General features: G+C 67.1%; 9 protein-coding genes. 6 read left to right on the top strand and 3 right to left on the bottom strand.

The features are described 5' to 3' along the window. Together I55_RS02120 and I55_RS02115 are read right to left on the bottom strand one after the other, a co-directional pair. Nucleotides 1-6,847 (bottom strand): type I polyketide synthase (locus tag I55_RS02120; RefSeq protein WP_148293534.1); only part of this gene is annotated, 6,847 nt, incomplete at its 3' end. Nucleotides 6,848-6,969: 122 nt separating this feature from the next. After that, the gene (locus tag I55_RS02115) at nucleotides 6,970-7,776 is read right to left on the bottom strand and encodes a hypothetical protein (protein WP_049973756.1); all 807 of its coding nucleotides are present in this window, start codon (nucleotides 7,774-7,776) and stop codon (nucleotides 6,970-6,972) included. Between the two features lie 699 nt (nucleotides 7,777-8,475). Between I55_RS02115 and I55_RS02110 the strand changes: the two genes are divergently transcribed. From I55_RS02110 to I55_RS32650, 4 genes are all read left to right on the top strand, one after another. Further along, nucleotides 8,476-8,763 (top strand): hypothetical protein, encoded by a 288-nt coding sequence (locus I55_RS02110; protein ID WP_286364281.1) that lies wholly within the window; start codon nucleotides 8,476-8,478, stop codon nucleotides 8,761-8,763. A gap of 135 nt (nucleotides 8,764-8,898) precedes the next feature. Continuing rightward, nucleotides 8,899-9,321: a hypothetical protein gene (locus I55_RS02105; protein WP_148293533.1), complete on the top strand. Its 423-nt coding sequence runs from the start codon at nucleotides 8,899-8,901 to the stop codon at nucleotides 9,319-9,321. Then, nucleotides 9,318-11,510, top strand: coding sequence for an AarF/ABC1/UbiB kinase family protein (locus tag I55_RS02100; protein ID WP_148293532.1), 2,193 nt, complete (start codon nucleotides 9,318-9,320; stop codon nucleotides 11,508-11,510). Before I55_RS02105 ends, I55_RS02100 begins: the two co-directional genes overlap by 4 nt. Before the next feature lie 150 nt (nucleotides 11,511-11,660). Continuing rightward, nucleotides 11,661-12,428 carry a class I SAM-dependent methyltransferase gene (locus I55_RS32650; RefSeq protein WP_049973755.1) on the top strand — a complete coding sequence of 256 codons (768 nt, stop codon included), beginning with the start codon at nucleotides 11,661-11,663 and terminating at the stop codon, nucleotides 12,426-12,428. Between the two features lie 23 nt (nucleotides 12,429-12,451). Here the strand turns inward: I55_RS32650 and I55_RS02090 are convergent, their stop codons facing one another. Continuing rightward, nucleotides 12,452-12,853 (bottom strand): hypothetical protein, encoded by a 402-nt coding sequence (locus tag I55_RS02090; protein ID WP_044558802.1) that lies wholly within the window; start codon nucleotides 12,851-12,853, stop codon nucleotides 12,452-12,454. A gap of 223 nt (nucleotides 12,854-13,076) precedes the next feature. On the opposite strand from I55_RS02090, the gene I55_RS02085 reads away from it, so the two are divergent. Beyond that, a complete protein-coding gene (locus tag I55_RS02085) occupies nucleotides 13,077-14,279 on the top strand; it encodes an oxygenase MpaB family protein (RefSeq protein WP_044558801.1) in 1,203 nt (400 codons plus the stop codon). 62 nt (nucleotides 14,280-14,341) lie between these two features. Next, nucleotides 14,342-15,523, top strand: coding sequence for an oxygenase MpaB family protein (locus tag I55_RS02080; RefSeq protein ID WP_044558800.1), 1,182 nt, complete (start codon nucleotides 14,342-14,344; stop codon nucleotides 15,521-15,523). Nucleotides 15,524-15,572 lie beyond the last annotated feature (49 nt).

The raw sequence follows: 15,572 nt of genomic DNA, 5'->3' as shown, positions 1-15,572 counted from the left end.
CCGACAGGGCGTAGGGCCGCCCCTCCCGCGACAGCCGGGGGGCGATGGCGTCGGCCAGCAGGTCGACCAGCACGCCGTCGTCGGTCAGGGGCGGTTCCGCCGCCCGCGCGTCCCGGCCAGGCACCGCCACCGGCACCACCTCCGCCACCGTTTCCAGGGCCGCCGGCCAGCCGGCGTAGGCGGCGGCGGACCCGCCGGCATAGGGCAGGCAGAACAACAGGGGCCGCGCGCCGTCCGCCACGCTGGCCACGGCCGGCGCCCCAGGGAGCGCCCCGGGGAACGCCGTAGGGGTGGCCGGTGCCTCGGTCTCCAGGAAGCCGCCGTCGCGCAAATCCTCCAGGCCCCCGCGGACGGCGGTCACCAGCGCATCCAGATCCTGCTCCTGATGGGCGGTGGACAGGAAAAGGCTGCGCCCCTCCCAGACATAGATGCCACGCTCGATCATGTGGCTGTACAGCAGGTCCAGCGTGCGCGGCAGGCGCAGGCGCAGGAGGGAGCCGAAATGCACGACATCAGCGGGGGCCTGGGCCCGGACGAATTCGGCCTGCAGCCGCGTCGCCAGCCCGGCCGCCTTTTCATTCAGCGCCTGTTGCAGGCCGGGGCCCTGCTCCTTCAGGTGACGCAGCGCCGCCACGGAAGCCGCCATGGCCAGCGGGTTCTTGTTGAAGGTGCCGGCGAACCACACCGCTTCCCGCCGGGGATGGGTGGCGTCACCATAGCCCCAGGCGCCGCCATCGATGCCGTCCAGATACTCCGCCCGGCCCGCCACCACGCCGACCGGCTGGCCGCCGCCGATGATCTTGCCGTAGGTGACGATGTCGGCCTGCACGCCGAAATGCGCCTGGGCGCCACCCTGGGCGATGCGGAAGCCCACCAGCACCTCATCGAAGATCAGGGCGATGCCGTGGCGGGCCGTGATCTCCCGCAGGGCATGCAGGAAGTCACGCGGCTGCAGGTCCGGCCGGCGGCTCTGCACCGGTTCCACCAGCACGGCCGCCAGTTCGCCGGCGTGGCGCTCGATCAACTCCAGGGATCGGGGGTTGCCATAGTCCAGCACCAGCGCCTCCCCCTCCGCCGCCGGCGACGCGCCATGGGTCAGCGGGATCACCGGCAGAACGCCGTCGTAGGACCCGTGATAGGACCCGGCGAAGGCGGCGATGCGCGGCCGGCCGGTGCGGGCCCGGGCCAGGCGCAGGGCCACCATCACCGCCTCCGTCCCGGTGACGCAAAAGCTGAGACGTTCCACCCCGGTCATGGCGCGGATCAGCTCCGCCGCCTCCGCCGCGCGTTCCGACTGCGGGCCGATCTGCGCGCCACGGCGCAGCTCCTCCTCCACCGCCTCGACCAGGAAGGGGGCGGCGTGGCCGAACAGGTGCACGCCGAAACCCATGGCGTAGTCGACATAGGCGTTGCCGTCCACATCCCACAGGCGCGATCCGGCGGACCGCCGGCCGACGATGGGATAGGCCATTTCCTTGCCCGCCAGCCACTGCCGATGCTGGGCCGCCGGCATGCCCACCCGATAGCTGGAGGCGGCGCGCGCGTCGGCCAGGCCGGGATGGCTTCCCGCCTTCAGCCGCTTGGATCCGCCGGTGCGGGCGGTGTAGCGCCGCACCAGCGCGTCCAGATGCGCCTGCTGGCGCGGGGTATGAAGCGGACCGGCGGGCGGTTCGGTCGCGACAGGCGGAACCGGCGCTACTGCTGGAGCCGTGATGACCGGAGCCACGATCGATGGGGGCGCGGCGCGATGGGCGACGATGTAGTCGGCCAGGCGGCTGATGGTATCCAGCCCGTTCCACACGTCCCGCAGGGGGATGCGCACCCCCGTTTCCTGCTGCACGCGCTGCAGCCCATCGATGAAGATCAGGGAATCCACCCCCATGTCGGCCAGGGGCTGGCTTTCCCCCACCGCCGCCGGCGGGCGGCCCAGCAGGTCGCCGACGATTTCCCGCAGGCGCCAAGCCATGGCGGCACGGTCGCCCGACGGCAAGGCGGCACTGGGGGGTGCCGGCACGGCAACGGGCGGCGGCGTCACGGTGACGGGTGCCGCCGGCGCCAACCAGTGGCGTTCACGCTGGAAGGGATAGGGCGGCAGGCGGGGCGCCGGGTTGGGACGCGGGCCCAGCACCGCCGGCCAATCGATCTCGGTGCCACGGGCATGCAGCGCCGCCAGCGCCCGCATCAGGCCCAGGCACTCTCCATCGTCGCGCCCCAGGGAGGCGACCGCCAGCGGCACCTCCGGCACGACGCGGCGGTAGAGCGGCGCCACCGTGGCCTGCGGTCCCACGTCCAGCACGGCGTCCACGCCCAGCGCCGCCACGGCGCGCGCGGCGTCGGCGAAGCGCACGGCGCCGCGCATCTGCGCCGCCCAGTGCGCCGGCGACAACCCCGCCGGTCCCACCAGGGCGCCGGTATGGCTGGACACCATGGGCAGCCGCGGGGCGTGGTGGGCCAACCGCAGGGCGGTGGCATGCAAGGGCGCCAGTGCCGCGTCCATATGCGGGGAATGGAAGGCGTGCGACACCTCCAGCCGCATGACACGGATCCCCGCCGCCGCCAGGTCGGCGGCCACGGCGCGCACGGCCGCCGCCTCACCCGACAGCACCAGGCGGTCGGCGGCGTTGACAGCGGCGATGACGACGTCCGCCTGCGCCCCACGGGACGCGATGGCGGCCAGCGCCGTGTCCGTGTCCGTGGCCACCGCCACCATGGCGCCGCGCGGGCAGAGGGCGTCGATCAGACGGCCACGCTCCACCGCCAGGTGCAGCCCGTCCTCCAGCGACAGCACGCCGGCGACACAGGCGGCCGTCAGTTCGCCGATGCTGTGGCCCATGACGGCCGCGGGGCGCAAACCCCAGGCCTGCCACAGCGACACCAGCGCGTACTGGAAGGCCACCAGCACCGGCTGGGTGAAACGCGTCTCCCGCAGCAGGGGGGCGGAATCCGCCTCGAACAGCAGGCGCCGGAGCGAGCGTTGCAGCAGCGGGTCCAGGATGGCGGCGCACCGGTCCAGCGCCGCGCGGAAGGGTGCCTCGTAACGGTCCAACTCCGCCCCCATGCCGGCATATTGCGAGCCCTGGCCGGAGAAGAGGACGGCGACGCGGGGCGCTGGACCGGCGCCAAGCCCGGGGATGGGCCAGGGGCTGGCCGGGGCGCCGGCCTCCTCGGCCGCGCGCCGCAACTGGGCGATGACCTCACCGCCATCACCCCCGGCCACGGCGGCGCGGTGGGGCAGCCGGCCGCGCGCCGCCGCCAGGCTGGCGGCGACATCGGCCAGCGGCAGCTCCGGATGCGCCTCCAGCCAGTCGGCCAGTTGGCCGGCGGTGGCGCGCAAGGCGGCGGGTGAGGTCGCGGACCAGGGCAGGATCACCGCCGGGCGGGGTGACTGGGCCACGGTCGTCGCCGGCTCCGGCGCCTCCGCCACGATGACGTGGGCGTTGGTGCCGCTGAAGCCGAAGGAGCTGACCCCCGCCAGCCGGGGACGCGGACCGCGCGGCCAAGATTGCGGCCGGGTGGGCACTTCCAGGCGCAGGCCATCCCAGTCCAGTCCGGGATGGGGGCGGGAGAGGTGCAGATGCGGCGGAATCTCGCCATGCCGCAGGGCCAGGACCGTCTTGGCCAGCCCCAGCACCCCGGCCGCCGCCTCCAGATGGCCGATGTTGGTCTTGATCGACCCCAGGCGCAGGGGCATGGTCCGCCCTGGTGCCAGGGCGGCGCCGATGGCCTCCAGCTCCACCAGATCACCCAGGGGGGTGCCGGTGCCATGCGCCTCGACATAATCGAGGTCCGCCCCCTGGGCGCCGGCGCGGGCCAGGGCCGCGCGGATGACCGCCTGCTGCGCCCCGCCGTTGGGGGCGGTCAGGCCATTGGTGGCGCCATCGTGGTTGATGGCGGACCCACGGATGACGGCCAGGATGGTGTCGCCGGCGGCTTGGGCATCGCGCAGGCGTTTCAGCACCACCAGGGCGCCGCCTTCCCCCCGGCCATAGCCGTCGGCGGCGGCGTCGAAGGTCTTGCAGCGCCCGTCCGGCGCCAGCGCCTGCAACTGCGACAGGTAGATGAACGATTCCGATGAGAGGATGAGGCTGACGCCCCCGGCCACCGCCACCGCGCACTCCCCCTGGCGCAGGCTCTGGCAGGCCAGATGCACCGCCACCAGCGACGACGAACATGCGGTGTCCACCGCCATGCAGGGACCGTGCGTACCCAGCAGATAGGCGATGCGCCCCGCCGCCGTGCTGGGCATGGTGCCGGTTCCGGCATGCACATCCATGCGATCGTACCGCCCGGCCTGGCGCAACAGGGTGGCATAGTCGCTGCCCGAAAGGCCCACGTAGACGCCCAGGGCCGCGGCCCGCAGGTCGGCCGGGTCCAGCCCCGCGTCGGCCAGGGCCTCCCACGTCAACTCCAGCAGCAGGCGCTGCTGCGGATCCAGGCTGGCCGCTTCGGCGGCGGAAATGCCGAAGAACGCCGCGTCGAAGGTATCCACCCGGTCCAGCAGGGCGGCGCGGCGGACATAGCTGCGGGCGGGCGTGGGATCGGTGGCGTAATGGGCCGCCAGATCCAGGCGGGCCGGCGCCACCTCGGCCACGCTGTCGCGGCCATCCCGCAGCAGATGCCACAGCGCCTCGGGATCGGCGGCACCGGGCACGCGACACCCCAGGCCGACGATGGCTATGGCCTCATCCATGGGCGTCCCGGTGGCCGGCGCGGTGGCCGGCGCGGCAGTGGCGGGCGCATCGGTGGCGGGCGCCGCCTGCTGGGTCGCCAGATGCGCGGCCAGGCGGTCGACGGAAGGATGTTCATAGGCGACGGTGGGGGAAACCCGGTGGCCCAGCCAGTCCTCCAACGCGCCCGACAGGGCCACCACGTCGCGGGAATCCAGGCCGTAGTCGGACAGCGGCTTGGTCCGGTCGATGACGTCGGGGGGCCGCGCCAGCCGGCGGGACAGCCAATCCAGCAGAAAAGCGCGCGCCGCCGTCTCCCGCCCCGCATCCACCTCGGCCGGCGGCGGAGCGGCCACCGGCGCCACTGGTGTCGGCCCCATGGACGTTGACTGGGCGGCCTGGACAGCGACCGTCCCGGTCGACGGGGCCCGCCACAGGTGCAGCAGCTCCAGTTCGCCAGCCGCCACCGCCTGGCGGACCGCCTGGCGCTGCAGCTTGCCGCTGGAGGTCTTCGGAATGCTGCCGCGCGGCAGCAGCGCCACCAGGGCGGGGGCGACCGTATGCTCGGCGGTGACGGCGGCCACCAGGGCGGCGGCCAGCGCATCCATATCGGGGCTGTCGGCGGTGGCCACCTCCGCCGCCACGCCCAGCCCTTCCCCATCCTCGTCGGAGGTGGTGGCGAAGGCCACGACGCAGCCGGGGCGCACCGCCGCATGCGCGCGCTCCACCGTGATTTCCACGTCCTGGGGATAGACGTTGCGGCCGCGCACGATCACCAGGTCCTTGAGGCGGCCGGTGACGTACAGCTGCCCGCCCGCGTCCATCAAACCCAAATCACCGGTGCGGAAGAAGGGGCCTTCGCCGTTGGCCAGCCGGGCATGAAACAGCCGCTCCGTCTCCGTCTCCTTGCCCCAATAGCCGGCGGGAATGTTGGGGCCGGCCAGCCAGATCTCGCCTTCGCGATCGGGGGGACATGGGACACGGCTGTGCGGGTCCACCGTCAGCAGGCGTTGCGCGCCCAGCGTGCCGCCGCAGCCGACCAGCGGGCGGCGGCCTGGCGGATCATCGGCCGCGACCGGCCGCAGCACCGGCTCCCGCCGGCGCGACTCGCCGCTGGCGATCAACGTCGCCTCCGCCAAGCCGTAGACCGGGCAGAAGGCGCGGCGGCTGAAGCCAACGGGGGCGAACGCGGCGGCGAAGCGGTCCAGCGTTTCCGGCCTCACCGGTTCGGCGCCGTTGAAAGCGGTGGTCCAGCTGGACAGGTCCAGGCCCGCGCGATCCTTGTCGCTGATGCGCTGGACGCAGGCGTCGTAGGCGAAGTTGGGACCGCCGCTGACCGTGCAGCGATAGCGGCTGATCGCGCGCAGCCAGCGCACCGGCCGTTGCAGGAAGGAGATGGGCGACATCATCACGACGGGATAGCCGGCATAGATCGGGTGCAGCACCTGCCCGATCAGCCCCATGTCATGATAAAAGGGCAGCCAACCCACCCCCAGCTGGTCGGGCGCGCTATTGAACGCCTGGGCGATCATCTCCTGGTTGGCGACGATGTTGCTGTGGCGAACCATCACGCCCTTGGGCGCCGCGGTGGAGCCGGAGGTGTACTGCAGGAAGGCCAACGACGCCGGGTCCGGCTGGAAATCCAGCCCATCGGGCGCCAGGGGTTCCGTCGCGTCGCTGGCCAGCCAGTCCAGCGCCCCAAGCTGTGGCGCCGTGGCCCGCCAAGCCGGCATCTTGTCCAGCAGGGCGGCGGTGGTCAGCACCACGCGTGCCTGGCAATCGTCGACGACGGTCAGCAGGCGGGGCAGCGACCGGATCAGGCGCCCCGCGTCGGGCGGATACGCGGGCACCGCCACCGCGCCGGCATAGAAACAGCCGAACAGCGCCGCGATATAGTCGAAGCCGGGGGGGTACAACAGCAGCACCCGCTCCCCCCGAGCCTGCCGCCCCTCCAGCAAGCGGGCGACGGCCCGGGCCCGGGCGTCCAGCGCGCCATAGGTCAGGGTCTGCTCCTGCTCCTCGCCATCCACCAGGAAGCGATAGGCGATGCGGTCGGCCTGTTCCACCGCCCGCCAGCGCAACGCCGCCGCCATGCTGGCGAAGGTGGGGGTGCCCGGGGCGGCGGCACCAGCCGCCCTGCTTACGGCAAGCTCTGCGGACTGCGCCTGGACCGATCTCATCTATATCGCCTCGGGTTGGGGCCTCGGGCTGAGGCAAGGGAACGCCGGGAAGCTGCGCGGGGATCGGGGGGCCGGCATGAGCCGGCGCCCCAATCCCGGACTCTCGTGTCCCAGACGGTCGTTCAGGCGTTGGCGAGGGAGCGGACGAAGCGATGCACGGTGTCCAGGCTGCTGGCCGTGATCCGCCGCACGTCGTCATAGCGGTCTGGCGTCAGGGCCGCCTGCAGCACGTACCACAGGTCCTCAGCATGCTCATCGTCCAGCAACTCACCATCCTGCTCGACATGGATGGCGTGGTAGCCGTGTTCCGTGTCCACCGTGGTACGCTGGCGCATGTTCGACGCCCACGGCGTGGCGAAACTTTCGAAAATGGTCTCCTCCACCGCCAGTATGGTCAGGGTGGCGATCAGGTCGTCGCCCGCCGCCTCCACCATGCGATGGCAATCGGCCGCGGCGGGGCTGGGCGTGTACTGGGCGACATGGCTTTCCGGAATGCCCAGTTGCCCCAGGGTCTCGAAGAACTTCACGTAATGGGCGTTGACCGGCGAACCGCCGTAGCCGCTGGCCCCCGGCGCCGCCGGGGTGAAGCCCAGCTCGTCCAGAAGGTTGAATTCCAGCAGGAAGCGGGCCGCCACCTTGCCCGCGGCCCCCAGGCGGGGCTGGATGCGGTTGGTCAGCAGCATGGCGCGCAGCAGGGCGTCGGTGAAGTTCTGGGCAAAGGCGTAGTGGAATTCCAGATGGGCGCCGGCCAGCTGTTCCGGCGTGAATTCACCCTTGCCCAGGGCGGCGATCACCGGGTCCGAAAGGAGGGGATGCTCCTTGACCTGATGGAAGATCTGGGCGAACAGATCCTGATTACTGGCCCACAGGTCCGGCGGTACCAGATTGCGGATGATTTCCTTGCAGTTTTCACGGGCATCAACAGCCATAACAACCCCCGATTGTTGCATGCGGAGCATAGCTTCCGCATTCCGGCCGACTGTCGACCGGATGATTACAGACGAACTGAAGCATGAAGGCTTTATTTTATAAATTTATAAACTGAATTAGCACTGGAACCGTAAATCAGAACAAAATGTATTTTGTATTAAAATAAAAACCCTTGTCATTTCCGGTGCCTTTGCCGCATCAGGAACAGAAATACGCCAGGCATCCGGGGCTCTATGGCAGTTCTTATGGCGACGCTCGCCGCGACCACCATAAAAAGCACGGCAAAACCGAAAAGTTGTGCCGTCACATCATCATCACAAACTTAAAGGCGAGTTTCAAGCGAAAACAGGCGCGTATATCGCGCGAAATAACGCTTATAGTTGCATCTCTCGTGGATAAACACGTTAAATCGGCGCCGCCCCACCTGACGGCGCGTCGCCATATGTCAAAAATGTCGATCATTCGTTGTTGTTACGCATTATTTTTCGCGCAAACGGGGTTGCCAGGGTCATGCGCCGGCGATAGAATCACACGCGAAAAGAGATCCACCGCCGCCAAAGATACGCGCAAAAGGCGTATACAGACAGGCGTCGGGCGCTTCCTGATGAGGGGGACGCCCCGGCGAGGCGGCGGTGAGCAGTGGCCTGATACCGCATATCGGCACAGCCATATGGAAAACAGGGAAAGGTGGTTCCGTCATGAGTCTGGAGGCGTCTCCGCCGCGTGGCCCGTCAGGTGGCCCGGATCATACCTCCGAGGGAGAGGTGACGGAGCCCGTCGTCATCAACCTCGGCAAGCGTTCACGCAAGCGCATCAAGGCGCTGAAAGCCGGTGAGGGCGAATTGATGGAAGAGGTGGCGGCGGCGATAGCCCAGGTGCGCCACTCGCTCGGGACCACGCGGGATCAGGTGCTGGTACCGGTGGTCCTGCTCTATCGCCAGAAGCCGAAGCGCCCGCGCGGCTTCCGCCTTCCTTTCACCTTCTAACGCCATTTGGTCACCTTTTAACGCCGTTCGGCTCAGCGCCGTTTGGCTTCCGATAGTTGCCTGGCCTGCCGTTCCCCCCGCCTGCCCCATAGCCCGGCCGATGATCCTTCCCGGCCTTTGAAAGGAACCATGTCCATGACCACCGACACAAAGACCCTGTCCAAACAAGAGACCGCCGCGGACACCTCGCCCGCCAAGGTCGCCGTCACCGTCACGGTCGATGATGACGAAACCGATCCGGAGTATAAGTATTCCAAGGGCCTTAAGGACGGCCAGCGCTTCGAACGGCGGGTGACCAAGGCCTCGCGCAAGGTGGCGAAGGCCGTGGCCTTGGGCTTCGACGTCTATCTGGAACGGCGCGACCGTTCCGCTGGCAAGAAGCGCGACGGCGCCCTGCGGGATGTGGCCAAGAACGTCTCCAAGGCCACCGGCGAGGCGCTGAAGGAAATCAGCGAGGTGCCCTATGACCTCGCCCTGGCCTTCGACACCAAGGGCACGCGCAAGCTGACCAAGCAGGTCATCCGCAGCTTGGCCGTTCCCTTGCCGTTCCTGCGGTGAGGTATATCGACCTCTCCCCCGGGTCGCGGCGGGTCGAGCGCGCTCTGGCCGAGCGTGAGCGCCGCCGCCTCCCTCCTGGCGACACGTCCCTCGCCCTACCCGCGCCGCCGCCGCCGCCTGCCGTCAAGGGCAAGTCCCGGGGCGGCAAGTCCCGGGGCCGGCGCCGGTGGAACGAAGCCGAGGTGGAGGTCATGCTGGCCGAGGCGGGCTTGGCTCCCGACCCGCACTTGCGGGAACGCCCCAGCACCTCGGCGGTCATCGATGACGTGCTGCAGCAGGCGCCGAAATTCCGCCGGGCGTCGCTGGTCGTGAAATCGGATGAACCGGACGCGGGCACGGTCAGTCCCACGATGATGCGCCGGCCACGCGTCCAGGCCGGCTGGCCCCGGGTGCTGTTCCGGCTGGCGGTATGGTTCTCCGCCGTCTTTTATCTTTTCCTCCTAAATCTGTTCGACACCCTGCTGCTGCGGACGGACGCCCCCTATCGCGCGCGCCGCCTACGCCAGATGTTCGAATGGATGGGCGGATCGGCCATCAAGTTCGGCCAGCAACTGGCGTTGCGCATCGACCTGCTTCCCTACGCCTACGCGCATGAGCTGTCCAAGCTGCTGGACAAGGTGAAGCCCTTCAAGACGGCGCGCGCCATTCGCATGATCGAGCGATCGCTGAACCAGGATGGATCGAACCAGGCCGTCCTGCGCGACGGGCGGGTCCGCACCATGGACGATGTCTTTTCCTCCTTCGATCCGGTCCCCATCGGCTCCGGCTCCGTCGCCTGCGTCTATCAGGCGGTGCTGCGCAAGACCGGCGAGCGGGTGGCGGTCAAGGTGCGCCGGCCCGGCATCGGCAAGACCTTCGCCGCCGACTGCCGCGCGCTGGGCTGGGTCCTGAGGCTGCTGGAGGGGTTGACCTTCCTGCGGGGCGGGCTGACCGCCAACCTGGTGACGGAGTTCCGCGACATCCTGATGGACGAGCTGGATTTCAAACAGGAGGCCCGCTCGGCGGAGCTGTTCGGACGCGGCCTGCGCAAGGCCGGGATCGACGCCGTGCGCGCGCCGCATGTGCATGTCGGGATGTCGTCGGAGGATGTGCTGGTGATGGAATACGTCACCGGCATCTTCATGACCGAAATCCTGGACGCGGTGGAGAACGGCAACAAACGGGTCCTGGATCTGATGGACCGTTTTGAGATCGAGCCGAAACGCCTGGCCTCCCTGCTGCTGCGCACCAACCACTTCTGCATGTTCGAGAACCTGGTGTTCCACTGCGATCCGCACCCGGCCAACATCCTGGTACGGCCGGGCAATGAGATCGTGCTGCTGGATTTCGGCAGTTGCGGGTCCTATACGGAGGGCGAGCGGCATATATGGCGCCAGTTGGTCCAGGCGCACCACCGGCAGGACGTGGCGCAGATGGCGCAGGCGGCACTGCTGCTGATCGAGCCGCTGCCCCCCATCCACCGCGACGCCTTCACCAAGGAAGTGGAAAAGGTCTTCTGGCAGGATCTCTATGCCTTCCGCAGCAAGCATTCTCAATGGTGGGAACGGACCTCGGCCCGCATCTGGATCAGCTTCATGCAGCTGTCCCGGCGCTATTCCATCCCTATGAACTTCAACACCCTGCGCATGATCCGCTCCACCCTGTTGTACGAGACGGTGGCGGCGCGGCTGCGTCCGGACATCAGTTCCTACCATGAGCACAACGTCTACAGCCGCGACGCTGGCAAGCGCGCGCGCAAACGGTTCTGGCGGGGCGTCCGCCGCACCCTGTTCCGTGGACCGGATCCACGCCTGTGGTTGCGGGTCGAACAGGTGCAGAGGATGACCATGCGGGCCCTGGACCTGGGGCAGCGCCTGATGGATTTCAACCCGGTGCGCTACCTGGCGCTGGTGGGCAAAGCCGTGTTCTTTTTTTCCCAGATGGTCACCCTCTTCTTCTGGATCGGCATTCCCACCGTTGGCCTGGCGCTGGGGCTGGAGTTCTGCCTATGGATGAAAACGGAACTGCCCGTGACCGGCACGAGGCTGGATGAATTGCTGGCGCGGATCAGCCTTCTGGATCAGAAGAGCTTCTTCGGCATTCTGACCGTGATCGTCAGCAGCCAGCTGTGGGAGGTTTTCGCGGGCATCGTGGCGCTGCTGTCCCTGCGCCGCGTCGCCGGACGCCTGCGCGACCCCGAGGTGGACTGAGCCGCTGGAGCGTTTCCATATTTCGGCGCGAGGCCGAAAGCGCGCCACCCTGATACACCACTTTTAGTCGTTAGGAGACAATTACAGAGCGAGCTTCATCATCTCTGTCGATCGGTCTTCCGACCGGCGCATTACCATAAGGAGGCACGCATGGGTAAGGAGCCTGCACTGGTGGTGGATGGGGTTCTGGTCGACGACGGCAGGGAAGGACAGTCTTTCTGGCGCCGTTATTTCAATTTCTATGACACCCTTAACGAAGCGATCCCTTATCGTGACATGATCGCGTGGAACGTCACCGCTTCCGGTGCCGGTCCCGGCGACCATGTGCTCGACGCTGGCACCGGTACCGGTAATATCGCTATGGAGGTGCTGGCGCGTGGCGCGCGGGTGACGGGCACCGACTATGTCGCCTCGGCGCTGGAGATGTGCCGGCGCAAAGCGCCGAGCGGGACCTTTCTTTTCGCCGACCTCACCAAGTCCCTGCCGTTCGCGGACAACACCTTCGACCAGGTGATCTGCTGTTGCGTACTTCATCTCCTTGATGACGCATCGCGCGCCCTGTCGATGGCCGAGTTCCGCCGCGTGGTCAAGCCTGGCGGCCGTGTCGTGGTGACGGTTTTCGGCACCGGCTTCAGTTCATTGCGGGTCTATCGCGAGACACTGCGCCGCCATGGCGAGCGGCATGGCTTCCTTGACACCGTCGGCCTCGGTGGCCGCTACCTGCTATCGACGCTGCGTATCTTCTACTACGTCGCGCAAATCCGCCGGCGGGAGCGGTTGGGGGTGCACAAATTCCTCACGGGCGATGAACTGCGCACGCTGATGGTCAACGCCGGGCTTGAAGTCCGTGGCGTCGAGCGCGTCTTCGCCGGGCAGTGCTGGGGCGCTGTGGGTGAAAAGCCCGCGGTTCGGGGCTGACCGCGCCGATCAGGGCGGAGACGCTAAGGCGCGGGGGCACCGGGGCGCTCACTCACAAAATCACCCCCACGCAAAATATGATATATGAAGAAAATAGCATAGACAAGGTACAGAACTGACAGCAATAAAATTGGGATACCCGGCATTCCAGAGATCACGGCGCTGAATGTCGTAATAAATCCCAATGTGTTACTGACAGAATAGGCGGCGGCGAGGTATTTCCTGCGCGGCGTATGGGCGAGTTGACGTGTGAAGTAGCTCACCATGGCCAGTCCCGCGAGTTCCGAACCGAACAGGCGGGCGAGCACATCCTGATAGGCTACGGGCGGAATCCCAAACCAACTCAAAAGCGTTTGGGGCACCACGCACAGGAGGATAGAGGCGCACATCCAAAGAAAAGACTGCGACACGATCATCCGGATCATTTTCATGGTCTCCCATCCAGCGGCCGCATCGCTCTTGGCGGAATCGTCCGAACGGCATCGCGGCACCAGCAAACATATCGCATAACGCGATATTGTTGTATATAATACTCTCATTAGTTTATTTATCGCGCTTCGGATGCGGTTGGCGTGCCATCAGGCTAAAGGTGTCAGCCCCGATTCCGATGCAATCCGGCGATCAGCCCCCCCAAGGAAGGAGGACGGCATGAGCAGCTTGTCAGCGGTGGAGGAAGTGGTGGTGGCCGGGGCGCCGGGAAACCGGTGGACCAATGAGTTCCTGAACGCGATGCGGTTGCAGACCGATCCCGAGGTGGACGACATCGTGCGCGCCTACTTCGACAGTTTTCCATCGGAGGCGGAGGGCAGCAAAGCGCTCTTCGCGCTCAAGCGGCGCTATATCGATGAGTGGGATGCGCCCATGCCGGCGGACCTTCCCCCGGCGATCCGCGCCTTTTTCGATAAGCCCGTCGACTATCCGGACTGGGTCGATCCCCGGCGTATCGACATCGCATCGGATCTGTTCATGGCGTACGGACCGGCGTCCATCGTCACGCTGCTGCTCAAATCGGCAACGCTTTTCTGGACCAACCCCGCAGGGGCGCACGCATTCTACGTGGCCCAGATCTTCAGCCCTGAATCGGTATCCCGCCGGATGAAGCTCCTGCCAGCCTTCATGCTGAACTTCACACTGCAAGGGCGCCTGACACAGACGCTGACCACGTGGCCGCCAAAGAACAACGCGCCCGGATTGCCGCCGGGCGTTTCCATCTACAAATCACGCGGCATCATCACGGTGCAAAAACTGCGCATGGCGCATGCCATCCACCGCATCATCCTGACGCTGAAGCAGCGTGATCCGAAACTGGACTGGAACTGGGCGCGGTTCGGCGCACCGGTAAACCAGGAGGATTTGTCCCAGGCCACGCTCCATTTCTGCTTCAGCACCATCGATGGCCTGAAGGACCTCGGCATCGTGCAGAGCGCGGATGAGGAGGAAGCGACGTTCATGGCGTGGAAGACGGTCGCCTTCCTGTTGGGGCTGCGCGAGGAGATGCAACCTCGCGACGTCGCCGATGGCAGACGGCTGCTGGAAATCAGCTACCGGCGGCACGCCCAGGGCACGCCAGAGGCGGCGGCGCTGATCGAGGAGGAGTTGGCCGTGGTGCGGCGCTTCCTGCCTTGGGGCTACAAGTCCGTGCCGGCGGCCCTGATGCGCTACCTGATCGGCAAGGAGACCTCGGACATGCTCAAAATACCAGACCCGAAGCTGGTGCTGTGGCTGTTCCGTACAACCCGCTGGCTGTGGAAAGGCCACAAGCTGTTTTTCTACATCGTCGAGTGGCTGAGTCCGAAGATCATCGGCTGGGCTGACGTCAACCGGAAGATCGAATCCCAGCTCAAACTGTAGGCAAGCGGCGGATAGCCCCTTCCCCTGCCTCGCTCTCCACGATGAAGCCGGAGCCCCCCGATATGACATCCGACGCGCCAAATCCTGGTGAAGGGGCCGTCCAACGTTGGAGCGACGCCTTCCTTGACCGCATGAAGCAGACGGCCGATCCCGAGGTGGACGGCATCATGCGAGCCTACTTCGAGAGTTTCCCCACGCCGGAAGCGGGGCATATGGCTCTGATCCGGCTAAAAAAAACTTATCTGGATGGTTGGGACAGCCCCATGCCGGACGACCTGCCGGCCGCCATCCGGACCTTCATGGACACACCGGTCCGCTATCCCGACTGGGTGGATAGCCGCCGCCTCGATGTGGCTTCGGCGCTGTTCGAGGCGTACGGCCCCGTGACGGTCTTGGTGGTGGTGCTGCGGTCGTGGAACTTCTTCATCACCAACCCCGGTGGCGCCCACGCCTTCTGGACGGCCCAGATTTTCAATCCGGTCAACGTCAGTCAGCAACTGCGCACCCTGCCCTCCTTCATCCTCAACTTCACCCTGGAAGGGCGCCTGATGCAGACCCTGAGCACCTGGCCGCCCTATGGCAACGCCGAAGGGCTGCCACCGGATGTTTCCATCCACAAGGGGCGGGGCATCATCACCGTGCAGAAGCTGCGCCTGGCCCATGCCGTGCAGCGCATCCTGCTGACCATGCGGCAACCCCGCGACGACACGCGGTGGGACTTCGCACGCTATGGCCAACCCATCAACCAGGAAGCGTTGTGCCAAGCCATGCTGCATTTCTGCTTCACCACCATCGACGGTCTGGCCCTGCTGGGGATCACGCAGTCGGCGGTGGAGGAAGAGTGCACCTTCATGGCCTGGAAGACGGTGCTGTTCCTGCTGGGCCTGCGGCCGGAGTTGCAGCCGCGCACCGTGGCCGACGGACGCCGGCTGCTGGATACCCTGTTCCGCCGCAACGCCGCCGCCACCCCACAGGCCACCGACCTGATCCACCAGGAACTGGCCACGGTGCGCCGGCTGCTGCCCTGGGGCTTCGGCCGGATAACAACGGCCCTGATACGGTACCTGCTCGGGCCTGAGGTCTCCGCCATGCTCGGCGTCCCCCGCGCGCCCATCCTGCTTTGGCTCCTGAACGCCACGACCTGGCTGTGGAAGGGCAACCGCCTGCTGCTGTCCCTGATCTACTGGCTGAGCCCGCGCATCATCCGGACGATGGACAGCAGCCGCAGATTCATTAGTGCATGAGGTCACCCCGATCCAACAGCGCATCTTCAGCTTTCTGGCGCTTTTTCAG

The organism is Azospirillum sp. B4, assembly GCF_000333275.1.
GTDB lineage: Bacteria > Pseudomonadota > Alphaproteobacteria > Azospirillales > Azospirillaceae > Nitrospirillum.
Note: the sequence above shows the minus strand (reverse complement) of the source record. Positions and strands in the feature narration are given on the sequence as shown.

What these genes read in the sequence shown, in the direction of transcription:
- I55_RS02080 (WP_044558800.1), top strand. Translation starts at nt 14,342, where the DNA reads ATGACATCCGACGCGCCAAATCCTGGTGAAGGGGCCGTCCAACGTTGG.
- I55_RS02085 (WP_044558801.1), top strand. Translation starts at nt 13,077, where the DNA reads ATGAGCAGCTTGTCAGCGGTGGAGGAAGTGGTGGTGGCCGGGGCGCCG.
- I55_RS02105 (WP_148293533.1), top strand. Translation starts at nt 8,899, where the DNA reads ATGACCACCGACACAAAGACCCTGTCCAAACAAGAGACCGCCGCGGAC.
- I55_RS02115 (WP_049973756.1), bottom strand. Translation starts at nt 7,776, where the DNA reads ATGGCTGTTGATGCCCGTGAAAACTGCAAGGAAATCATCCGCAATCTG.
- I55_RS02110 (WP_286364281.1), top strand. Translation starts at nt 8,476, where the DNA reads ATGAGTCTGGAGGCGTCTCCGCCGCGTGGCCCGTCAGGTGGCCCGGAT.
- I55_RS32650 (WP_049973755.1), top strand. Translation starts at nt 11,661, where the DNA reads ATGGGTAAGGAGCCTGCACTGGTGGTGGATGGGGTTCTGGTCGACGAC.
- I55_RS02090 (WP_044558802.1), bottom strand. Translation starts at nt 12,853, where the DNA reads ATGATCCGGATGATCGTGTCGCAGTCTTTTCTTTGGATGTGCGCCTCT.